Source organism: Streptomyces sp. NPDC001351 (assembly GCF_042896045.1).
Lineage (GTDB): Bacteria > Actinomycetota > Actinomycetes > Streptomycetales > Streptomycetaceae > Streptomyces.
In genome coordinates this window covers 162130-184681 of the sequence record NZ_JBIAWS010000019.1, presented here as the reverse complement: position 1 = coordinate 184681, position 22552 = coordinate 162130, and the positions used below count along the sequence as shown (strand labels likewise).

Genomic DNA, 22552 nt, shown 5'->3' with positions numbered 1-22552 from the left:
TCGGGGCACCCCGCTTTGGTTGCGGTGTTCAGGCGGCCTTCGGCTTGTCCGCGCCGCCGGTGAACTCCTCGTACGCCGCCATGACCTCCTCGGTCGGGCCGTCCATGCGCAGTTCGCCGCGCTCCAGCCACAGCACGCGTTCGCAGGTGTCGCGGATGGACTTGTTGTTGTGGCTGACCAGGAACACCGTGCCGGCCTTCTCGCGCAGTTCGCGGATGCGTTCCTCGGAGCGCTTCTGGAAGGACCGGTCGCCGGTGGCGAGCGCCTCGTCGATGAGGAGCACGTCGTGGTCCTTGGCGGCGGCGATGGAGAAGCGCAGGCGGGCGCCCATGCCGGAGGAGTACGTCCGCATGGGGAGGGTGATGAAGTCGCCCTTCTCGTTGATGCCGGAGAAGTCGACGATGCCCTCGTAGCGGTCCCTGATCTCCTCGCGGGACATGCCCATGGCGAGGCCGCCGAGGTAGACGTTCTTCTCGCCGGTCAGGTCGCCCATCAGGGCCGCGTTGACGCCGAGGAGGGAGGGCTGGCCGTCGGTGTAGATGTGGCCGTTCTCGACCGGCAGCAGGCCCGCGACCGCCTTCAGCAGGGTCGACTTGCCGGAGCCGTTGGTGCCGATCAGGCCGACCGCCTCGCCCTTGTAGGCGACGAAGGACACGTTCTTGACGGCGTGCACCGTGCGGACGCCGGACGCCTTCTCCGTCTGCTTGCGGCGCACCATGCGGTTGAGCGCCGCGGTGGCGGAGCCCTTGCCCGTACCGGTGCCGTTGACCCGGTAGACGATGTCGACGCCGTCGACGACGACGGTGGGGATGCGTTCGATGGTGTGCTCAGCCACGGCCGTACGTCTCCTCAGCCTTCCAGAAGTAGATGAAGCCGCCGACTCCGGCGAGCAGGGCCCAGCCGGCCGCGTACAGCCACACATGGTGCGGCAACTGCTTGGCGTGGAAGCTGTCGATCAGCGCGAAGCGCATGAGGTCGATGTAGACCGCGGCCGGCTGGGCCTGGAGCACCGGCTCCACCCAGTGCGGCAGCCCGCTGTGCTTGCCGGCCAGCTTGTCGATGCTCCACATCACGCCGGACACATACATCCAGGTACGCAGGACGAAAGGCATCAGCTGGGCGATGTCCGGGGTCTTGGCCCCCATCCGGGCCATGATCAACGAGACGCCGGTGTTGAAGGTGAACTGCAGGACCAGCGCCGGGAACGCCAGCAGCCACGAGAACGCGACCGGCACCCCGAAGCAGAGCAGGATGACGACCAGCGCGGCCATCGAGAACAGCAGCTGCTGCAGCTGCTGGAGGCAGAAGGAGATCGGCAGCGCGGCCCGCGGGAAGTGCAGCGCCCGGACCAGGCCGAGGTTGCCGGAGATCGCGCGGGTGCCCGCCATGATCGAGCTCTGGGTGAACGTCCAGATGAACACGCCCGTGACCAGGAACGGGATGTAGTCCGGCACGTGCCGCTTGGTGCCGAGCAGGACACCGAAGATGAAGTAGTACACCGCCGCGTTCAGCAGCGGGGTCATGACCTGCCAGACCTGGCCGAGCTTCGCCTGGGCGTACTGGGCGGTGAGCTTGGCGGTGGCGAAGGCGGTGATGAAGTGGCGCCGGGCCCACAGCTGCCGTACGTACTCGGGCAGGGAGGGGCGGGCGCCGCTGACCGAGAGGCCGTGGCGGGCGGCGAGGGCCGCGAGGTCGTCGTCGGCCGGGGCCGGCGTCGGGGGCGGTGTGTCGAGGACCTGGCTCACATCCGCTGCTTTCACTCGGGGGAGGGGGTGCTGGCGTCGTCCGGCCCGCCGGCCGGACGGTCCGGTGCCCGGCGTTTCCTTACGCTTCTCTTCACGTTCTCTTACGTCAGGACGGGACCGTATCGTCGCAACGCGAGCGTAAGACACGTTGACGTCGGAACGCAACCGTTTCGTCGTAACGTGTTCGTCGGGTCGGGCCGGGTCGGTTCGGAGCGGGCCGTCACGACGCAACCGTTTCGTCGCAACGCCCCTATGCTGGTCCGCATGACGACGAACGCCGAGGAGCCCCAGACGCGTCCGCGCCGCCGGACCCCCGCGGGGGCGGCCGTACTGCGGGAGGACGTGACGGAAGCCATCCGTGCGGCCGTCTTCGAGGAGCTCGCGGCCGTCGGCTATGCGCGGATGTCCATCGAGGGGATCGCGCGCCGTGCGGGCGTCGGCAAGACCGCGGTCTACCGCCGCTGGCGCTCCAAGCTGCACCTGGTCCTCGACGTCGTCTCGGCGATCGCGGTGCTGGGGCTGCCGACTCCGGACACGGGTTCCCTGGAGGGTGATCTGCGGCTGCTGTACGAGGTCACCTCGCGCGCGCTGCGGCACCCGGTGGCCTCGCAGATCATCCCGGACCTGCAGGCCGAGGCTGCCCGCAACCCGGAGATCGCCGAAGCCATGCAGAAGACCCTGCGGGAGGGGCAGGAAGGCGTGGCCCTCAAGATCATCGTGGCGGCGGCGCAGCGCGGTGAGATCAACGGGGAGCTGGACGAGGACCTCGCGCTCGACCTGATCTCCGGGCCCCTCTACTGGCGCTCGGTGGTGATCCGCAGCCCGAAGCTGCCGAAGGACTATCTGGCGGCGCTGGCGCGGGCCACCGCGGAGGCCCTCAAGGCGCTGTGAGCGTGCTGCGGCCCCCCCGGCCGCCAGTGGCCGAAAGCGAGTCGCCGCCCCGCGGTGACCGGAGCTGAGGCGGAACCACCGCGAGAGTTGTGATCGCCGAGGACAACGCCCTGCTCCGGGAGCCGCCTCGTCCTGCTGCTGACGTCCGCCGGGCACGAGGTCGTGGCCGTTGCCGGCACCGGGCCCGAAGTCCTGCCCGCGCTCCTGGAGCACCGTCCCGACGCCGCTGTGCTCAGTACGTCGAGGAGTCCTGCGCCGCCGAGCTGCTGACCGGGGGTGCGAGCGGGCTCGGCTGTCTGCTCGAGGACCGGGTCGGCCGGGTCGACGAGTTCCTCGACGCACTGGAGCGGGTTGCCGCCGGCGGTACGACGCTCGACCCCGAGACCTCAGCGGCAACGTCTTCGGGCCCGTCCGCCGAAGAGGGACGCGGGCGAGCCGTAGAGCGGCGCAGCCCCGCGCCCCTTCAGGGTGCGCGTCTCCGCGCGGGGTCTAGGCGCGCGCCGCCTCCGGATGTACCCGTACCCAGCCCTCCCAGGCTGAGGTGATCATGTCCTGGACGTCGTGTTTGGCCTTCCAGCCCAGTTCGGTGGCGGCGCGGTCCGCGGAGGCGACCACCCGGGCCGGGTCGCCCGGGCGGCGGGGGGTGATGGTCGGGGGGCGGTCGTAGCCCGTGATGGCGTTGATGCGGTCGATCATTTCGCGGACCGAGACGCCCTCGCCGCGTCCGATGTTGAGGGTGAGCCGGCGGCCCGGTGCGGACTGGAGCGTGCGGGCGGCTGCCACGTGGGCTTCGGCCAGGTCCACGACGTGGATGTAGTCGCGGACACAGGTCCCGTCGGGGGTTTCGTAGTCGTCGCCGAAGATGCGCGGGGGCGCGTCGTCCGTCAGCTTCTCGAAGACCATGGGGATCAGGTTGTGGACACCCGTGTCCGCGAGTTCGGGGGTCGCGGCACCCGCCACGTTGAAGTAGCGGAGGGAGGCGGTGGAGAGGCCTGTCGCGCGAGCCGTCGCGCTGACCAGCCATTCGCCGACCAGCTTCGTCTCGCCGTACGGCGACATGGGCAGACAGCGTGTCTCCTCCGTCACCAGGGGCTCGTCCGGCATGCCGTACACCGCCGCGGAGGACGAGAAGACGAAGGACGGGACACCGGCCCCGGTCACCGCCTCCAGGAGGACGCGCAGACCCTCGACGTTCTCCCGGTAGTAGTGCAGCGGCAGGTCCACCGACTCGCCCACCTGCTTCTTCGCCGCCAGGTGGATGACCCCGCTGACGTCGTGGACCGCGAGGGCGCGCGCGACCCGCTCGCCGTCCAGCGTCGATCCCACCACCAGTTGCACACCCCGCGGCACGCGCTCGGCGACGCCCGTCGACAGGTCGTCGTACACCACGGTCCGCTCGCCCGCCTCGATCATCGCCCGGACGACGTGCGCCCCGATGTATCCGGCGCCGCCGGTGATCAGCCAGGTCATGTGCGGCCGTCCCCTTCGTCAGTTGGCCCGTGGTGTGCGGTGTCAGTGGTGCAGGCGGTGGATCCCGTCAGCGACTGCTATGCGCCGGAGTGCTCGGGGAGGCGTCGGGTGACCGGGTCCGGTCCGTGCGTGGATGCGGGAGTCACCGGCGCCGGGCGGGTGGAGCGCCACAGCCGGACGAGGGACAGTACGGCGGCCGTGGCGAGCAGCCCGTTGCGGGCGAGCATCAGCACGCAGCCCGGCCAGGTGCAGGCGATGACCTGGTCGTAGAAGGCCGGATAGGCGACTGTGCTGAGCACGGTCGCGGCCAGCACCAGGGCGGCCACCGGGCGCTGCACGGTGTGCCGCGAGGTCAGGCACACGGCGGCCAGGCCCAGCAGCCAGATCATGTACTGCGGGCTGATCACCCTGCTGGTGACGGTGAAGAGCAGGACGGCGCTCAGCGCGGCGTCGTACGGCGTGGCGGGCGTCCAGCGCTTGGCCCGCAGCCGCCACAGGAGCAGCAGTGCGAAGGCGACCGCCGTGAGCGCGAGGGAGAGGTGCGCCACGGTCCGCACGTGCGGGCCGGTGAACTCCATGGCGCCGTACTGGTATTGCACCTTCCCCGGCCATCCGGCGTGTGTCGCGAAGGCGAGCGCCGTACCGCCGAGCGACTCGATCTGCACGCCCCGCCCGCCCTGTTGGCGCAGGAAGGAGGAGGGGTTGGCGAACAGCGCCGCGAGGACCGCGAGCGACCCCGCCCCGGTGACGGCGGCCCACACCCACGCCGAACGCGTCGTACGCCCCCTCGGCGTGCCCAGCAGCACCAGCGCCGGCCACACCTTCACCAGGGCGCCGAGCGCCGCGAACACCCCGCACGCGCGCGTGGAGCGCGGCAGCGTCAACAGGGAGATGACGGCGAAGGCCGTGACCTGCACGTCGTAGCGGGCCAGCGGGACGTGCAGGAGGAGCGGGAGGCCGCCCACCCACATCGCCGCCCCGAGGAGCCTGCGGCCGGGGCGGTTGCCCGCGACGGCCAGCGCCAGCGTGATCGCCGCGTCGGCGGCGAGGGTGAGCACGACGAACGCCTGGAAGTACGTCAGGCCCGGCAGCAGCTCGGGCGACAGCAGTACCGCGCCGGCTCCCGGCGGGTACTGCCACAGCGGGTCGTGCGCCGGGAAGGCGCCGTGCGCGAGGGTCCCGTACCAGTCGTGGTACAGGTGCCACACCTCCCGTGCGACCGTGCCCCCGCCGAGCCGGGGCGCCGCGTCGTGTGCGAGCAGCCACAGCATCAGGGCGCGGGTGGCGAGCCAGGCGGCGGCGAGGGCGAGGAGCCGGCGTTTTCCGGCGGTGGACATCACGGCTTTCGTCACGGCGTTCATCACGGCGGATCGTAAGCCGGGCGTATGGTGTATGCCTGCTAATACACCGTCAATGCTCGGTAAGAGCCCGTCCGCGGGAGAAAATCAGCCGTGTGCTGAGCGAGGACGCGGGGCGGGCGAACCGTCGGTGGGTGCGTGCGGAGATCGTTGCCGTGGCGGTTCCCGCCGTCGTCATACTCGCGATCGGTCTGTGGGGGCTGGACCGCGGCGGCATGTGGGGCGACGAGAGCGTCACCTTCCTCGTCGGTCGGCGCACGGTGCCGCAGATCTGGCAGCTGCTGCACGGCCTGGACGCCGTGCACGGCCTGTACTACCTGTTCATGCACGTCGTCCTCGCCGTCCACCCCGGTGAGGTCGTCCTCCGGCTGCCGTCCGTGCTCGGGGCCGCCGCGACCGCCGGGCTGGTCGCGGCTCTCGGGGTACGGCTGGTCCGTCCGCGGGTCGGGCTGTGGGCGGGGCTGTTGTACGCGATCACGCCCATGACCGGCCATTATGCGCAGGAAGGCCGCTCGTACGCACTCGTCGCGGCGGGCGTGGCGGGGGCGACACTGCTGCTGGTGCGCGCCGTGGAGGGACGGTCGCGGCAGGATTGGCGATGGTACGGCGGTGTCCTCGCCGTGACGTGTCTGCTGCACGAAATGGTCGTCCTGGTGCTGTGCGCGCATGCGCTGACGCTGGCGCTCATGCGGGTGCCGAAGCGGGTGTGGCTGGGCTGGGCGCGGGCGGCGGGGCTGGCGGGGGCCCTTCTGCTGCCCTTGGTGTGGGTGTCGCATGAGCAGGCGGGGCAGGTGGGGTGGCTGGTGACACCCGGGTGGGACCAGGCGGGACTGCTGGTGCGGGACTTCGCCTTCGCTCCGGACGGGGCGGTGTTCTGGGTGGCCGTCGCGATGATGGTGCTGGGGCTCGGGGCGGGCCGGCTGGCGGCGGTGGCACTTCCGCTGCTGGTACTGCCCCCGGCGCTCCTGATCGCCGTATCGCAGATCCGGCCGCTGTTTCACGAGCGGTATGTGCTGTACGCGTTGGCGGGGGCGCCGCTGCTGGCCGCCGCCGGCGCCGAGCGGGTGGCCGGGTTGCTGGAGCGCCTGCGGCTGGGCGGTCGACGTGTGCCCTACGGCAGGCTCGGCACCCTCACCGGTGTCCTGGCCGTCGCGCTCGCCTTCGTGCAGTGCCTCCCGCTCTACCGGCAGGACCGCTCCCCGGCGCACCGCCCCGAGAACCTCGGTGCCGTCGCCGCCCGGGCCGCCCGCGACATCCGTCCCGGTGATCCGGTGCTGTTCCTGCCGTCGAACTGGCGGCTGACGGCGCTGGCCTATCCGAAGGCGTTCCGCAGGGCCCGGGACATCGCGCTGCGGGAGTCCGGGACCCGGTCCGGGACGCTGAGCGGCATCGAGACCACACCTCAGGAGCTGCGGCGCAAGCTGGCCGGCGTGGACCGCGTCTGGGTCGTCGGCCAGTCGAGGCTGCTGAGGTCGGGGCTGCTGCCGGCCGACCCGACCGAGCGCGTCAAACTCGCCGTCGTGGAGGAGCAGTTCACCGTCCGCGAGAGATACGTCAGCGGCCGGGTGACCTTCCTCCTCTACGTCCGCCGCTCCGCCGCCTCCGCCTCCGCCGCCGTGGCCGCGTCAAGGCCCCTGGTGAGCTCGTCGAGCCGCGACCGCAGCTCCCGGATCTCCTCCACGTCGAAGCCCGTCGCCGCGGCGATCCGGCGCGGTACCTGAACCGCCTGATCGCGCAGGGCGGCGCCCTCCTCCGTCAGCCGGACCTCCACCGAGCGCTCGTCGCGGGCGCTGCGCTCACGCCGTACCAGACCGGCCGTCTCCAGCCGCTTGAGCAGCGGGGACAGGGTGCCGGAGTCGAGCCGCAGATGCTCGCCCAGCTTCTTGACCGGCAGCTCGCCGTGCTCCCACAGCAGCAGCATCACCAGGTACTGCGGATAGGTGAGCCCGAGGTCCTTGAGGATCACCCGGTAGATGCCGCCGAAGGCGCGCGAGGCGGCGTTCAGGGAGAAGCAGATCTGCTGGTCGAGGCGGAGCCAGTCGGTGGCCGGGGTGTCGGGCGCGGTCGTCATGGATCCAGGATAGCTCTTGCGAGCCATTCAGTTGTGTGCAATTGAATTGTGTGCTCTACTTGTCGTCGTGAGGCGGCCGCCAGAAGGGCCGCCGGAACACGACTCCGAGAGGGATGGTCATCCATGGACGCGCTCTACACCGCTGTCGCCACCGCCACCCACGGCCGTGACGGTCGCGCCTTCACCAACGACGGCAAGGTCGACGTCAAGCTGGCCCCGCCGGTGGAGTTCGGCGGCAACGGCGAGGGCACCAACCCCGAGCAGCTGTTCGCCGCCGGTTACGCGGCCTGCTTCGGCAGCGCCCTCGGCCTCGTCGGCCGTCAGGCGAAGGTCGACGTCAGCGACGCCGCGGTGACCGCCGAGGTGGGCATCGGCAAGCAGGGCGAGGGCTTCGGGCTCAAGGTCACCCTGCGCATCGAGCTGCCGGACACCGTGGACGAGGCGACCGGCCGCAAGCTGGTCGAGACCGCCCACCAGGTGTGCCCGTACTCCAACGCGACCCGCGGCAACATCGACGTCGACCTCGTCATCGAGTAGAGCCGGACGACCGTCAGCTCAGCGAGTGCGCCCGCTCCGACGCAGGAGCGGGCAGCACGGCGGCCGTCTGCGGCGCCGGCATCTGCTCGCCGAGCAGCACCGTCCGTACGACCCGCTCGGCGGCCCGTCCGTCGTCGAACTCGCAGAACCGCTCCCGGAAGGCGGCCCTGAGTCCCGCCGACTCCTCGTCCCGCCAGGTGTCCGAGGCGAACAGCCAGGCCAGCTCCCGGTAGGAGCGCGACACATGGCCGGGCGCCTCGGCGGTGATGTCGAAGTAGACGCCCCGGCTCGCCGCGTACGCGCCCCAGTCGTCGGCGTGGATCACGATCGGCCGGTCCAGGTTGGCGTAGTCGAACATAAGGGCCGAGTAGTCGGTGACCAGCACGTCGGAGGCGAGCATCAGGTCCTCGACGTGTGGCTCGTCCGTCGCGTCGACGAGTACGCCGCGCGCGTGCAGATCGGAGAGGCCGAGCCCGCGCGCCGTGCCGGTGGCGAGGGTGGGGTGCAGACGTACGACGAGGGTGTGTCCGGCGCCGAGGTCCGCGGCGAACCGCGCCAGGTCGATCCGGTCGACGTGCCCGCCCCGCCGGTAGTCGCGGCGGGTCGGCGCATACAGCACGACCGTGTTCCCGGCGGGGACGCCGAGCCGCGCACGGACGGCCGCACCGTGCTCCGCGGGCTGCTCGACCAGCACGTCGTTGCGTGGACTGCCCGTCCGCAGCGAGGTGAAGTGGCAGGGGTAGGCCCGGTCCCACACCAGCTCGGAGTGCCGGTTGGCGACCAGGCTCAGATCCCAGCGGTCGGCGCGGTGCAGCATCTTCGGCACGCTGAAGCCGTACCGGGCGCCGGGCTTGGTCAGCAGGTCGGCACCCATGTACTTGAGCGGTGTGCCCTGGTGGGTGTGCACATGGATCTGACCCGTGCGTTTGACCAGGGAGCCCGGCCAGTTGACGTTGTTGACCCAGTACGTGGCCCGCGCCATGACCGCGTGGTACTCGCGCGAGCCCGGCGTCACATAGTCGGTGCCGGGCGGCAGCGAGTCCACCGCGTCCTCGCGGACCACCCACACCCCGCGGATGTGCGGCGCGAGTTCGCGGGCCTTGGCGTGGATCGCGGCCGGGTCGCCGTGCACCCCCGCGTGGTGGGTGGCCGAGTAGACGGCCAGGCGCGGATCGAGCGGGAGCTGCGACTGGGCGGCGTACCAGGCGCGTTGGACCGCCGCCGATGCCTTGCCGACCGTACGCCGCTTGCCCGCCCCGGCGATCCTGCGCAGACCGCGGACCCCGCGCAGCGCCGCGTACGACACGTAGGGCGAGCCCGCCAGGAGCCGCATCTCGGTGCCGCGCGGGCCGTCCGGCGGGGTGAAGTCCTCGGGACAGTGACGGCGGTGGAAGGAACGCATCTCGCGGTAGAAGGCGGAGCGGTCCGACGGGGTCACCCGGTCCTCGCGGGCGATCACGAACAGCATGTGGTCCAGGGCCCGTTCGAAGAGCAGGGGCCGCGCCCAGGCGAGGTCCTCGCGCTCCTGAAGGAACGCGAACAGGCCCTCGTACTGCGGAAAGATGTCGAAGTGCCTGCGTCCCGGCGTCTTGGTGATCGCGCCCTGCCGGCGCTGCCGGTACTCGACACCGATGCGGTTGAGACAGGCGATACGGTCGGCCAGCACCATCGAGCGGTAGGTGACGGGCGCGTCCTCGTACAGTCCGGACGCGTACTGCAGCCCGTGCCCCTGGAAGAAGGCCCTCCGGTACGCCTTGTTCCAGGCGACCAGGAACAGATGGACGTACTGCGGGCTCTCGCGGAGGCTGAAGACGTCCTGGCCCGCGGCGGCCAGCAGCTCGGAGGCGTCGCTCGGGCCGCCCCGCCCCCACCAGTGGGTGCGTACATGGTCGAAGACCAGGATGTCCGGGTCCTCGGCCGACTTCAGCCGGTCGGCGACGGCGGCAAGCAGGCCCGGCGTGTAGTGGTCGTCGCTGTCGAGGAAGAGGACGTAGTCGCCGCGCGCCTCGGCCAGCCCGGCGTTGCGGGCCCGGCCGAGTCCGACGTTCTTGGGCAGGTGCAGCACGCGCACCCGCTCGTCGCGTGCCGCGTACTCGTCGAGGATCGCGCCGCAGCCGTCGGGCGAGCGGTCGTCGACGGCGATCACCTCGAAGTCGGGGTACGACTGTCCGAGCACCGAGTCGATGCACTCGCGCAGGAAGCCCTGCACCTTGTAGACGGGGACGATGATGCTGAAGCGGGGCACGGGTTTCAGTTCCTCACAAGGGCGGGGACCGGGGCCGGGGTGCGCTCGGCGAGCGGGATCACGGGCGGGATCGACTCGGGCGGCTCGCCCAGCAGCACCCGGCGCACGACCCGCTCGGCGGCGCGCCCGTCGTCGAACTGGCAGAACCGCTCACGGAAGGCGGCCCGTGCCGCCGTCGACTCCGCTCCCGCCCAGGAGCCGTCGCGGAAGACCCGGGCCAGCTCCTCGGGCGTGCGGGCCACCGGCCCCGGCGGGTGTTCCATCAGGTCGAAGTAGACGCCCCGGGTCTCCCGGTAGACGTCCCAGTCGTCGGCGTACACCACGACGGGCCGGTCCAGGTTGGCGTAGTCGAACATGATCGACGAGTAGTCGGTGATCAGGGCGTCCGCGGCCAGACACACGTCCTCGGAGGAGCGGTGCGCCGTCACGTCGATGATCCGGCCGGTGCTTCGCGCCGTGCCCTGGTCGTAGAAGTAGTGGGCGCGCAGCAGCACGACCACGTCCTCGCCCACCTCCTCGCAGAACGCCTCCAGGTCCAGGCCCGTCTCGAAGCCCGTGTGGTAGTCGCGGTGGGTGGGCGCGTACAGGACGGCCGTCTTCCCTTCGGGGACCCCGAGCTCCCGCCGGATGCGGGCCACGTCGTCCGCCGTCGCCGTGTAGTACACGTCGTTGCGCGGATAGCCGTACTCGAGCGTCTCGTGCGCGGCGGGGAAGGCCCGCTCCCACATCTCGGTGGAGTGGCGGTTGGAGGTGAGGTTGTAGTCCCAGCGGTCGATACGGGCCAGCAGCTTGGCGAAGCTGCCGGTCGCCGCGGCCACCACCGGATAGGTCGCCTGGTCGACGCCCATCTTCTTCAGCGGGGTGCCGTGCTGGGTCGACAGATGGACGCTGCCGGGGCGCTTGACGACGGCGTCCGCGAAGTTGGCGTTGTTGACGAGGTACTTGGCGGCGGCCAGCACGTCCCAGTACTTGGTGCTGCCGATGACCGCGTACTCGATGCCCTCCGGCAGGGTGTGCTCCTGATCCGGTTCGACCAGGAACACCGAGCGCAGATGCGGGGCGAGTTCGCGGGCCTTGGCGTGGATCGCGGCCGGGTTGCAGGCATAGCCGCGGCCCCAGTAGGCGCAGTAGACGACCAGGTTGGGGTCGAGTGGGCGGCGCAGATTGCGCGCGTACCGCAGACGGGTGCGCACCATGTGGGGGCGCGGCAGCCGCTCGGCCGCCTTCACCGCCGCCTGGTTGGCCTCCCGCAGGGCACGGAACGCCGTGTACGCCCCGGCCGCCAGCAGCCGGTGCTGCAGACCGAGGCTGCCGGGCGGGGTCCGATGGCCGACGGGGCGGTGCCGGCGGTACAGCGTGCTCGCCAGCCGGAAGAAGGCGCGGCGCCTGCCGGACAGCCGCCTGGGGTGCGCGGCGGTCTTCAGGACGGCCGCGAAGAGCTGCTCGAACAGCGCGTTCAAGCGATCGCAGGGCAGGTCGAGTTCGGCGGCGTGGGTGAGGACCAGGTCGGTCTGGGCGAGGAGTTCGAGGTGGTGCTCGCCGGGGAGGGCGAGCCGGCTTCCCTGTCTGCGCACCAGATGCCGTACGACGACCTGGCGCAGCACCGCGGCCTTCTCGGCCGCCAGCGTGACCAGGCCGCCGAAGCCCACATCGGTGAAGTGGCCGTCGGGGAAGCCGATGCGCTGCTCGACCAGGAAGGCCCTACGGTAGGCGGCGCTCCACGCCGGCAGCTGCACGCCCGTGAGCTCGGGCACCTCGTCGGGGGAGAAGGCGCCCGCCGGTGTCCTCGGCAGGAGCAGCGCGGCCGGATTGGTCGGCTCGCCCTCCCACCAGGGCACCCGCTCGTGCTCCAGGTACAGGACGTCCACGTCACCCGTCTCGGCCAGGCGTGCGTCCAGCGCCGCCAGGGCGCCGGGGACGAAGGTGTCGTCGCAGTCGAGGAACAGCAGATAGGTGCCGGTCGACGCCCGCATCCCGGTGTTGCGCGCCCCGGACAGACCGGCCGTGGGCGGCGAGTGCACCGTGGTCACCCGGGAGTCCCGCTCGGCGTATCCGTCGACGACGTCCGCCGCGGGCGTGCCCGGGCCGTCGCAGACCGGGATCAGCTCGAAGTCGCCGAAGGACTGCGCGAGCACGGAGTCCAGCGCCTGGGACAGCCGGCCTGCCACCCCATGGGACGGGACGATGATGCTGAAGCGGGGCATGCTGCTCTTTCTGTCGATGTTCGTGCGGGGACCCGAATGCGTCTCAGCCGAGGCGTCCCGGCCGCCCTGTGGGACGCCAGGTGGACGGCCGGCTCGGTGTGGGCCGCGACGGGCTGGAGGGCATGCGAACTCCCCGGAGTGAGAACGGCGTTCAGAGGCTGTCGGTGACGGTCAGCGGACCGCCGGGTTGCGGCACGGTCGCCTGCGGGGAGCGCGCGAGGGTCGCGGCCGCCGAGGGCACGGGGTGGCGCTCGGCGAGCGGGGTCACCGGCGGCAGTTCGGTTTCGCCCAGGACGACCCGGCGTACGACGCGCTCGGCGGCGCGCCCGTCGTCGTACGGGCAGAAGCGCTCGCGGAACGCGGTCCGCAGCTGCGTCGAGCGGGAGCCACGCCAGTGGCCGGTGGCGAAGATGTCGATCAACTCGTCCTCGCTGCGGGCGACCGCGCCCGGTGGGAAGGCGCGCACGTCGAAGTAGGTGCCGCGGGCCGCCTCGTACGCCGCCCGGTCGTCGTCGGCCGAGTGGAGCACGATCGGGCGGTCCAGGCCCGCGTAGTCGAACATGAGGGACGAGTAGTCCGTGAGCAGGACGTCCGAGGCCAGGCAGAGGGACTCGACGCCGGGACCAGCGGTCACGTCGATGATCCGGGCGCTCTGCGGGACGGGGCCGTGGGTGCGGGCGAGGACGACATAGCGGGGGCCCAGGCGGCGCAGGACGCGTTCCAGGTCCAGCGGGGAGCGCTGGGTGCGGCAGTGGTCGCGGCGGGCGGGGGCGTAGAGGATCGCGACGCTGTCCTCGGGGATGCCGAGGGACTCGCGCAGGCGGGTGACGTCGTTCGACGTGGCCTTCTGGAACACGTCGCTGCGCGGGGAGCCGTATTCGAGCGTGGTGTAGCCGCCCGGGTGGACCCGCTCCCAGGTGAGGGTGGAGTGGCGGTTCGCCGACACGACGTAGTCCCATCTGTCGACGTCTTTGAGGAGCCCTTCGAAGTCCAGGCCGCGCGCCGCGGCCGGGCGTTCCTGGAGGTCGAGGCCCGCGTGCCCGAGCGGGGTGCCCGCCGGTGTCTGGACCAGGATCTGCTGGGGCCGCTTGACCAGGCGGGGCTCGAAGCCGTTGTCGCTGACGAGGTACTTGGAGCGGGCCAGGGCCGTCCAGTAGGCGGCCGTGTCGGGGCGGGCGAGCCAGGTCGTGCGGATGTGCGGCGCGAAGGTGCGGAAGGCCTCCTCCAGGGCGCCAGGGTTGCAGCCGTGCTCGTGGCCGTCGTACGCGGTGAAGGCGGCGCGGTCGGCGCGCAGGGGCAGCCGGAGCTGGATGCGGTAGTGCAGACGCAGCGCCGTCGCCCTCGCGGCGCGCAGGAGTTTGACGGAGAGCTTGCCCGTCCTGCGGTGCAGGGCCGCCGCCAGCTGCAGTGAGCGGTAGGTGCGGTGCAGGCCCCAGCGGATCAGGGTGTGGCGCAGACGGGAGCCCAGCGGGAGGGGCGGGCCGGGGACGCGGTAACGGCGGTAGTGGGCACGGGCCTTGCGCAGGAACTCGGCGCGCGAACCGCGCGGCAGGCGGTCGCGGTGGGAGAACACCTTCGTCAGATGGTCGACCATGCGGCGGAACAACATCGGCCGCCAGCGGGCGAATTGGGGACGCGCGTCGAGGAACGCGAAGACCCGGTCGTACTGTTCGAAGAGGTCGAAGTGCTTACGGCTGGTGGTGGAGAGGATGTTGCCCCGGCGGCGCTGCCGGTAGTGCACGCACACCCGGTCGAGGGTCGTGATGGACTCCGCGGCCATCAGCACCGGGAACGTCCACGGGGTGTCCTCGTAGTAGCCGGGTGGGAAGGTGAAGCCCTCGCGTTCGATGAACTCCCGCCGGTACGCCTTGTTCCAGGCCACCATCAGCACCTTGAGCAGTCCCGGGCGGTCCTCCAGGCGGAAGGGGGCCGGGCTCTGCTCGGTGAGCTGGTCGGCGACGATGTTGCGGACGGTCTCGCCCGACCAGTAGGTGCGTGCGTAGTCGTAGACGACGACGTCCGGTTCGCCCGTCTCCTTGAGGCGGTCGGCGATGGCGCGCAGGGCGTGCGGGGTGAGGGTGTCGTCTCCGTCCAGGAAGACCAGGTAGTCGCCGCTCGCCCGCGCGAGGCCCGCGTTGCGGGCGTGGCCCAGGCCCTGGTTCTCGGTCAGGTGCAGGGGCTGCACGCGCGGGTCGCGGGCCGCGAACTCGTCGATGATCGCGCCGCTCGCGTCCGGGGAGCAGTCGTCGACGGCGATCAGTTCGAGATCGGGATACGACTGCGACAGCACCGATTCCAGGCATTCGTGCAGATACGCCTGAACCTTGTACGCGGGGACGATGACACTGAACCTGGGCAAGGCACATCCATGGGGTCGGCGCGGACGACGGGGCCTTGCCCGGGAACGGCCGATGGAGTGACTTGGTTACGCTGCCTGCGGCATACGGGGGATCCTGGGTGAACGGAAGGGGGCGGGACCGTAACGTCCCACCCCCTTCGGCGCGTTGTCCCCCAGGGCTATTTGACGGCGCCCGCCATGACGCCCGAGACGAACTGCCGCTGGAACGCGAAGAACACGACCAGCGGGATCACCATCGAGATGAACGCGCCGGGCGCCAGTACGTCGATGTTGTTGCCGAACTGCCGTACCTGCTGCTGCAGGGCGACCGTCAGCGGCTGCGACTCCGCGTTCGAGAACACCAGCGCCACCAGCATGTCGTTCCACACCCACAGGAACTGGAAGATGCCGAGGGACGCGATCGCCGGCGCACCCAGCGGCATGACGACGGTGAGGAACAGCCGGGTCTCGCCCGCGCCGTCCAGCCGTGCCGCCTCCAGGAGTTCACGCGGGATCTCCGCGAAGAAGTTCCTGAGCAGGAAGATCGCGAACGGCAGTCCGAAGCCGACGTGGAAGAGGACCACGCCGATGATGTCGCCGAAGATCCCGATCTTGCCGAAGAGATCGGCGAGCGGGATCAGGGCCACCTGGACCGGCACCACCAGCAGCGCCACCACCACCAGGAACCACCAGTCGCGGCCCTTGAAGTCCATCCAGGCGAAGGCGTATCCGGCCATCGCGCCGAGCAGCACCACGAGAAGCGTCGCCGGCACTGTGATCCAGACCGTGTTGAACAGCGCGTGGGTGATCGCGTCCTTCTCCAGGAGCGACTGGTAGCTCTTGGCGGTCAGCCGGCTCGGCGCGGTGAAGACCTTCCACCAGCCCGAGGTGGCGATGTCGGTCGGGTCGCGGAACGACGAGACCAGCAGCCCGAAGGTGGGCACCAGCCAGAACAGGGCGACCAGGATCAGGAAGATCCGCATCACCCCGCCCGCCGCGCCGCTCGCCACCCGCGCGGCGAGGGAGCGCTTGGCGCGCACGGTCGTGTCGAGGGCGGTCACCGCTGACGCTCCTTCCTCAGCCGGCGGATGTTCACGAACATCACCGGCAGCACGAGCAGCAGCAGGATGACGCCGATCGCGCTGCCGACGCCCTCGTTGCCGCCGCCGCCGAAGGACGACAGGAACAACTGCAGGGCAAGGACGTTGGCGTCGTCCTGACTGGGCTGCGGGGCGATGATGTAGACCAGGTCGAAGATCTTCATCACGTTGATCATCAGCGTGATGAGGACGACCACCAGGACCGGTGCGAGCAGCGGGACCGTGACCCTTCTGAAGACCTGCCACTCGTTGGCGCCGTCCACCCGGGCCGCCTCCAGCAGGTTGCGGTCCACGCCCGCCAGGCCCGCCGCGATCAGCACCATCGCGAAGCCCGCCCACATCCACACGTACGCGCCGATGATGGCCGGGGTGACCAGCGTCGGTCCGAGCCAGTCGATGCCGTTGTACGGAGCCGAGAAGTTCGAGGCGGGGAGCCTGAGTTGGGCCCCGTCGGCCTCGGCCGGCAGGGTGAAGGTGCCGTCGGCGCCGCTCTTGGCGGAGGCGACCACCTTGCCGCCCTTCACGGCCTCCACCTTGACGCCCTTCAGCGCCTTCTCACCCGGGTCGACCTTGCCCTTCATACCGCCGCCGCCCAGCTTGAAGTCCAGCCAGACGGTGCCGGTGACGCCCGAGCCGCTCGCCGTCCTCGCGTTCTCGGGGGTGCCGGGCAGCCTGTTGGGCGCGATGCCGACCAGGGGCAGCAGGGCCGGAGTCCCCGCCTTCACGGTGCCGGTCGTCGTGAACGAGCCGCCGCCGGACGGCTTCAGATCGGTCGCCGTCTCGTTCGGCCGCGCACCCGGATACACCGACGACGACACGAACGTGTCATGGATGGACTTGGCGACCGCGTTGGCGGCGCCCAGGTTGGGGTCCTGCTCGTAGACGAGACGGAAGATGATCCCGGCGGCGAGCATCGAGATCGCCATCGGCATGAAGACGATCAGCTTGAACGCCGTTCCCCAGCGCACCCGCTCGGTCATCACGGCGAAGATCAGACCCAGCGCGGTGACGATCGCGGGCGCCACCGCCACCCAGATCGCGGTGTTGCGTACGGCGGTCAGGGTGGCGTCGTTGCTGAAGATGTCGCCGTAGTTCTTCAGCCCGACGAAACCGGAGCCGTCGGCGTCGTAGAGACTGCGCCAGACGGAGTACCCGATCGGGTAGACCACGAGCGCCCCGAGAAGCACGAACGCGGGCAGCAGAAACAGCACCGCCACCCACAGCCGGGTCCCCGTGACGCTCTTGCGCGGCGAGACCGAGGGCGTCGGCAGTGCGCCGGCGCCCCCCGTCGAGTTCGCTACGGACGTCATGGCCGCGCCGTCAGCCCGCCGCGTACGCCTTGGCCGCGTCGGCCTCCAGCTTCTGCTGGGCGCCGGCGACGTCCTTCGGGTTCCTCAGGAAGTCCTGCAGGTCCTTCCACTCGCCGATGCCGGCCGTGCCGCCGAAGGCGGCCGGGGCCTGGTCGGACATGTCGAAGCGGAAGTTGTCACCGGCCGCGAGGAGTTGCTTGGCGATCTGCGCGGTGATCGCGTCCTTGTACTTGGACTGGTCCATCTCCTTGTTCGGGGAGAGTATGCCGCCCTGCGCCGCCCAGATCTCCGCCGCGTCGGTGGAGGCCAGGAACGTCAGCAGCGCCTGGGCGCCCTTGCTGTCCTTCAGCGCCACGGCCACGTCGCCGCCGCTGACCACGGGAGCCTGGGAGCCGACCGCCGGGAACGGGAACACCTTCGCGTCCGTGCCCAGCTTCGCCTTGGTGTCGCCGTTGATGTTCGCGGCCACGAAGTCGCCCTCGAAGACCATCGCCGCCGGGGTGCTGCCGGAGAAGGTCTGCGTGACGGACTTCGGGAACTCAGTGTTCAGCGCGCCCTTGGTGCCGCCCGCGATCAGGTCATTCTTGCCCCAGAGCTGGGCGAGCGTGGTGAGCGCGTCCTTGACGGACGGATCCGTCCACTTGATCTTGTGGGCGGCCAGCTGGTCGTACTTCTCGGGGCCCGCCTGGGAGAGATAGACGTTCTCGAACCAGTCGGTGAGCGTCCAGCCGTCCGCGCCGCCGATCGACACGGCGGGCGAGCCGGCGTCGGAGAGCGTCTGCGCGGTGCTGAGGAAGTCCTTCCAGGTCTTCGGCGCCTGCGTGATGCCCGCCGCCTCGAAGGCCTTCGTGTTGTACCAGACCAGGGACTTGTTGGCGGCCTTGGCGTAGACGCCGTACTGCTTGCCCTTCCAGGCGCCGAGGTCGACCCAGCCCTTGCTGAAGTTCTTGTCCAACTGGGCCTTGGCGTCCGCGCCGAGCGGCTTGAGCCAGCCCTTGTCCGCGAACTGGTGCAACACGCCGACCTGCGGCAGGAACGCGACGTCCGGCGGCTGACCGCCCTGGATCTTGGTACCGAGGAACGTGGAGGTGTTGTTGCCCGTCGGCACGAAGTTGACCTTCGCGCCGGTGCGCTTCTTGAACTCGTCCATGACCTTCATGAAGTTGTCCTGCTCGGCGCCGGTCCAGACGGCTGCCACCTCGAGCGTCTGGCCGTTCAGCTTGGGCAGCTTGACGGAGCCCGAGCCTCCCGAGCTGCCACCGCCGTTGCTGCTCTTGCCGCCGCCCCCGCCACAGCCCGTGAGTGCCAGCGCGAGTGCCGCCGCCAGGAGGGCGGCCGCGGATTTGGCGGCCCTGCGTGTCCGGTTCTTGCTGCTCGTGCTGCGCATCACTGCCCCGTTCTCCGTTCTTCGTCGAACGTCGAGCGCTGTCCCGTGTGATCTGGTCTACGCCTGCGGGATGGGGTCGGCAAGTGTGCGTCCGCTGTCAACCGGGGGATCGTGACCGCCTCGTGACCAGGCGTCCGGCGTTGGTATGACCGCCCACTGGGGGCTGCCGCCCCCAGCCCCCCGCTTCGGCCTGAACGGCCTCGTCCTCAATCGCCGGACGGGCTGGGATGGCCGACCGGGGCTGGAAAATGCTGAACGAAAGAGGACCTACAGGAGCGAAGGGACCTCCGATGCCGAGACCTCCCGGGCCGCTCGCTCCAGCGCGCTGGCCAGCAACGCCAGGTCCGTCGGGCCGTTGCCCAGTTCCCGTACGGGTCTGCGGGTCGGGGGGTCGCCCATGCGCTGCCAGTCCAGGGGGACGACCGTGGGGCGGAGGGTGGCCGTGCGGGGGATGCGGCCCGTGACGCGGCCGCCCTGGAAGGGGGTTGTCCGGCCGTCGGGGCGGGTCAGGCTGCCGCGGCCCGGTGCCGGGTCGTCAGGTCCGGTGGCCGGGGCGCCGAGGGTCACCCGGAGGGTGGCCTTCCGGGCCGGTTCCGTGTCCGCCGTACGGCCGCCGGGGGCGGTTGCGGCCACCAGGTGGACGCCGAGGCGCTCGCCCTCGCGGGCCACCGCCTCCAGCGCCCGCATGACGGAACCCGCGGCCGGGCGGCCCGGTGAGCCGAGTGCGGGGGAGACCAGGGCGTCCAGGTCGTCCACGACCACCACCAGCCGGGGGAGGGGCGGTGCCGCCTCTGTCTGCCGACGCGCCGCCCCCGGACGCAGCCGTATCGTCGAGCTGGGCGGGGAGTCCAGGTCGCCGGTCGCGGTCGTGCCGGTCGCCCGCTGGGTCACCATGCGGCCCGACAGCTCCCGGCCCGTGTGCCACTCGGCGAAGGCGGAGCGGCCCAGCAGCTCGGCCCGGCGCTTCAGCTCGGCGCTCAGGGACTGCGCGAACTCCCGCATGCGGACGGGGTCGTTGGCGGTGAGGTGGGTCGTGACGTGCGGGACGTCCGTACAGACCCGCAGGCCGTCGCCGTGCCCGCCGCCGGAGGGGGTACCCCCCGCGCCCACGCTGTCCCGGCCGTCCATGAGGACGATGCCCAGCCGATCAGGGCGCTCGGCCGCGGCCAGCGAGGCGACCACGGCCCGCAGCAGCTCCGTACGACCGCTGCCCGCCGGGCCCTCGATCAGCAGGTGCGGGCCGTCGGCGGCGAGGTCCGCGCTGACCGGGCCGCGCGGACCGGCCCCGAGCACGGCCCAGGCCCGCCCGCCGAGCGCCTGAGCGTCGTCCGCCGCGTCCGCCCAACGCGCCATCAACGACGCCGGGGTGGCCCTCGCGAGCCCCAACTCGTCCAGCAGCCGCGCCGCCTGGGGCAACGGCACGGACACACGTGCGTGCCGCTCGGTCCCCGAACCGTCCGTCCTGAGCGGCGCCAGCGCCCGCGCGAACCGCTCGGCCCAGGCCAGCGAGACGGCGTCCACCGCGGCCACGGTGCCGGGGCCTATGGGGCCGGGGTGCGGGTGGGCGGTGGCACCCGCGGGCGGGGCGGTGGCCGGGGCTATGGGCACGGGCATGGTGTGCGTGTCGGCCGGTGACGCCGTGTCCGTGCGGACGGCCTGGTCCGCCGGAGGCGGCGGGCGGTCCGCGGCCCCGCCTCCGGGGATGGCCGAACCGGTCCGTGCCACCCGCATCAGCCGCAGCGCCGTCGCCACGTCCCCGCTCAGCAGGGCGACCGCGCCGCAGTCCCGGAAGGCCGGTGCCACCGCGCACGCCGCCTCGTACGTCTCCGTCACCGGCGACGCGGGCGAGGCCGATGCCGTCTCGGCGAGGCAGACGACATGTATCCCGGCCCGCGGCCCCTCCAGGGCCAGCCGCGCCACCGCCTCCCGCACGGCGGCGCCTCCCGGATCGCCGTCCACGACGACCACGGTGTACGGCCCGGGGAAGCCGTCCCGCTCCTCCGCTCCGTCGTCCGCCCGGGCCCAGGAGGGCCTGCGGGCCTGGGCGTGGTCGGGGGTGCGGGGTGCCGCCGGCCGAGTTCCGTGCCGTGTCTCCGCCTGCTGGTCCTCCAGGCGCCGCAGCAGCTCGTCGGTGCGGGCCGTGGCCTGCTCGCGGTCGTAGGCGAGGAGGAGACGGCAGTCCTGGCCGTGGCCGGGGCGCAGATGGGGGAGCCAGCCGAGCCAGGACCATTCCGCGGTGCGCTCCTCCAGCGGGCGGGAGCGGTCCGCGGCGATCAGGACGATCTCCAGGGCTTCGGGCGAGTGCAGCGCGGCCAGCTGGGCCAGCACCGCGCGGGCCAGCCCGGACAGCCGGGCGCGGGGGCCGGCCAGGCCCAGCGCGCCTGCCTCGCGCAGATCCGCGGTCACCGGCACCGCGGGCAGCAGCCCGGAGCCGTCGGGCGCCGCCCGGTCCGCCGTGCCGAGCCGCACCGTGAGCGCCTCCGGGTGCCCCGGCCCGCGCTCCCACAGCCGGGGACCGGGGCCGAGCGCCGTCAGCAACAGCGCCGCCGGGTCGGGCCAGGTCTCCGGGAGCTGGGGGCCGGTGCGGGGGGCGGGCCCCGCCGTGGTGTCCGGGCCGTCGTCCTCGTCGTACGCCTCATGCGCGGTCATGGCCTGCTCGCCGCGGCCGCCGGCCAGCCGTCGTGCCCACGCGGAGAGCCCACCGCGCCTGCGCAGGCCCGGTGGCACGTCGGTCCCACGGAGCGGGGTCCCCTTGCGGCGGCCGGTCTCGGGGGCGTCCGTGCCCTCCGGTGAGTCCCATACGACCGCACCGAAACGGCCCGCAGGGGGGTCCCCCCGCTCGGGCGAAGCCGGGAGTGGGGGAGTGTCGCCGCCCGCTGCGGACGGTCCTGCGGTCCTCATCTCCATCCGCGGTGCGCCGCCCTGCTCGGGCACCAGCGGGGGTTCGGCGGAGCCGTGGCCCTGGGCGGAGGGCATGCCGCGCGAGGGGGTTACGGAGGGGTCGCCGCCGTCGGCCACGCGTGCGTGAGGCGTGGCCTCGGGCGCCGGGGTGCCGCTCCCAGGGGCCGCATGTGCCCTGTCGGCGGTCGCCGGCTCCAGCTCACCCCCTGACGCCACCCGGACATGCCCTTCCCCGTCCGGAGCCGTCGGCACCCGCGCGCCCGGTCCCCCGGCCGGAGCAACCCGCAGTGCCGACTCGCCGACACGGAGCAGCGCGCCCGGGGTGAAACGCACCGGGCGGGTGCCCAGGCGGGTGCCGTCCAGGGTCGTGCCGTTCGTGGAGTCGAGGTCGGCGACCGAGACCTGGCCGTCCGCGGCGACCGTGACCGCGCAGTGGAGGCGGGAGACATCCGGGTCGTCGAGCGGGACGTCGGCGTCCGCGGAGCGGCCGACGCGGATCTCGCCGCCATGCAGCAGATGCACGCCGCCCGCGTCCGGACCCGCGATCACATGCAGCTGGGTCGGGGCGTCGTCCAGCTCGGGGTGCGGCTCCGGCTCGGCGGGGGCGCCCAGGGAGAGCACCGCGCCGTCGATCAGCGGGGGCTCGCCGAGCGTGCTGCGGCGGTCGTCCAGGCGCTCCGCGCCCGCGTACAGCACCACCGCGCCGCCGGAGGCCGAGGCACTCGCGTCACCCGCGACCGCCGAGGCCAGCGCCGACGCCACCGCGGCCAGCGCCGTGCCGGCGGGCGCCGTGACCAGTACGTCACAGCTCGCCGAGCGGCCCCGCGCGCGGTCGGGCGGGCCCAGGGGGTCTACGACGGTCAGCCGGATCTGCATCGCCGTCAGCGGTCCCTTCTGCGCGGGTCTGCGCGGGCGCGGACTTCCCCCACCCCACACGAGCACATCGGCCAGTACTGATACTCCACGCATCCTCGCACCTGCCACTGACAACGCGC

Annotated in this window: 14 protein-coding genes and 2 pseudogenes; 4 read left to right on the top strand and 12 right to left on the bottom strand. The window is 71.9% G+C overall.

Annotated features, from left to right (window positions below; genetic code table 11):
* Positions 1-28: 28 nt before the first annotated feature.
* On the bottom strand, positions 29-835 hold the full coding sequence (locus tag ACFY1U_RS45025; RefSeq protein ID WP_390699872.1) for an ABC transporter ATP-binding protein: 807 nt from the start codon (positions 833-835) through the stop codon (positions 29-31).
* A complete protein-coding gene (locus ACFY1U_RS45020) occupies positions 828-1745 on the bottom strand; it encodes an ABC transporter permease (RefSeq protein WP_390699871.1) in 918 nt (305 codons plus the stop codon). The genes ACFY1U_RS45025 and ACFY1U_RS45020 overlap by 8 nt, the downstream gene beginning before the upstream one ends.
* A 264-nt stretch (positions 1746-2009) precedes the next feature.
* On the opposite strand from ACFY1U_RS45020, the gene ACFY1U_RS45015 reads away from it, so the two are divergent.
* Positions 2010-2636 carry a TetR/AcrR family transcriptional regulator gene (locus ACFY1U_RS45015; RefSeq protein WP_365835043.1) on the top strand — a complete coding sequence of 209 codons (627 nt, stop codon included), beginning with the start codon at positions 2010-2012 and terminating at the stop codon, positions 2634-2636.
* A gap of 89 nt (positions 2637-2725) precedes the next feature.
* A pseudogene (locus tag ACFY1U_RS45010) lies at positions 2726-3019 on the top strand (DNA-binding response regulator); the annotation flags it as partial.
* Between the two features lie 106 nt (positions 3020-3125).
* Here the strand turns inward: ACFY1U_RS45010 and galE are convergent.
* Both galE and ACFY1U_RS45000 read right to left on the bottom strand, forming a co-directional pair.
* A complete protein-coding gene (gene galE, locus ACFY1U_RS45005; protein ID WP_390699870.1) occupies positions 3126-4106 on the bottom strand; it encodes a UDP-glucose 4-epimerase GalE in 981 nt (326 codons plus the stop codon).
* 77 nt (positions 4107-4183) lie between these two features.
* Complete coding sequence (locus ACFY1U_RS45000; RefSeq protein ID WP_390699869.1) at positions 4184-5467, bottom strand: glycosyltransferase 87 family protein; 1284 nt, start codon at positions 5465-5467, stop codon at positions 4184-4186.
* Between the two features lie 212 nt (positions 5468-5679).
* Here ACFY1U_RS45000 and ACFY1U_RS44995 point away from each other — a divergent pair.
* Positions 5680-6162, top strand: a pseudogene (locus tag ACFY1U_RS44995) (glycosyltransferase family 39 protein); the annotation flags it as partial.
* A gap of 881 nt (positions 6163-7043) precedes the next feature.
* Here ACFY1U_RS44995 and ACFY1U_RS44990 read toward each other — a convergent pair.
* On the bottom strand, positions 7044-7535 hold the full coding sequence (locus ACFY1U_RS44990; protein ID WP_390699868.1) for a MarR family winged helix-turn-helix transcriptional regulator: 492 nt from the start codon (positions 7533-7535) through the stop codon (positions 7044-7046).
* A 123-nt stretch (positions 7536-7658) separates the two neighbouring features.
* On the opposite strand from ACFY1U_RS44990, the gene ACFY1U_RS44985 reads away from it, so the two are divergent.
* Positions 7659-8072, top strand: coding sequence for an organic hydroperoxide resistance protein (locus ACFY1U_RS44985; RefSeq protein ID WP_344402943.1), 414 nt, complete (start codon positions 7659-7661; stop codon positions 8070-8072).
* Positions 8073-8085: 13 nt separating this feature from the next.
* Here ACFY1U_RS44985 and ACFY1U_RS44980 read toward each other — a convergent pair whose 3' ends face one another.
* The 7 genes from ACFY1U_RS44980 to ACFY1U_RS44950 all read right to left on the bottom strand — a co-directional run bounded on the left by ACFY1U_RS44980 (position 8086) and on the right by ACFY1U_RS44950 (position 22433).
* Positions 8086-10317 carry a CDP-glycerol glycerophosphotransferase family protein gene (locus tag ACFY1U_RS44980; protein WP_390699867.1) on the bottom strand — a complete coding sequence of 744 codons (2232 nt, stop codon included), beginning with the start codon at positions 10315-10317 and terminating at the stop codon, positions 8086-8088.
* 5 nt (positions 10318-10322) lie between these two features.
* Positions 10323-12521, bottom strand: coding sequence for a CDP-glycerol glycerophosphotransferase family protein (locus ACFY1U_RS44975; protein WP_390699866.1), 2199 nt, complete (start codon positions 12519-12521; stop codon positions 10323-10325).
* A 151-nt stretch (positions 12522-12672) separates the two neighbouring features.
* Positions 12673-14880 carry a CDP-glycerol glycerophosphotransferase family protein gene (locus ACFY1U_RS44970; RefSeq protein ID WP_390699865.1) on the bottom strand — a complete coding sequence of 736 codons (2208 nt, stop codon included), beginning with the start codon at positions 14878-14880 and terminating at the stop codon, positions 12673-12675.
* A gap of 158 nt (positions 14881-15038) precedes the next feature.
* On the bottom strand, positions 15039-15920 hold the full coding sequence (locus ACFY1U_RS44965; RefSeq protein WP_390699864.1) for a carbohydrate ABC transporter permease: 882 nt from the start codon (positions 15918-15920) through the stop codon (positions 15039-15041).
* Positions 15917-17269 carry a carbohydrate ABC transporter permease gene (locus tag ACFY1U_RS44960; RefSeq protein WP_390699863.1) on the bottom strand — a complete coding sequence of 451 codons (1353 nt, stop codon included), beginning with the start codon at positions 17267-17269 and terminating at the stop codon, positions 15917-15919. Before ACFY1U_RS44960 ends, ACFY1U_RS44965 begins: the two co-directional genes overlap by 4 nt.
* 10 nt (positions 17270-17279) lie before the next feature.
* Entirely contained in the window at positions 17280-18656 is a 1377-nt protein-coding gene (locus ACFY1U_RS44955; RefSeq protein ID WP_390699862.1) for an ABC transporter substrate-binding protein, read from the bottom strand.
* A 267-nt stretch (positions 18657-18923) separates the two neighbouring features.
* Positions 18924-22433, bottom strand: coding sequence for an FHA domain-containing protein (locus ACFY1U_RS44950; protein WP_390699895.1), 3510 nt, complete (start codon positions 22431-22433; stop codon positions 18924-18926).
* Between the last annotated feature and the right edge of the window lie 119 nt (positions 22434-22552).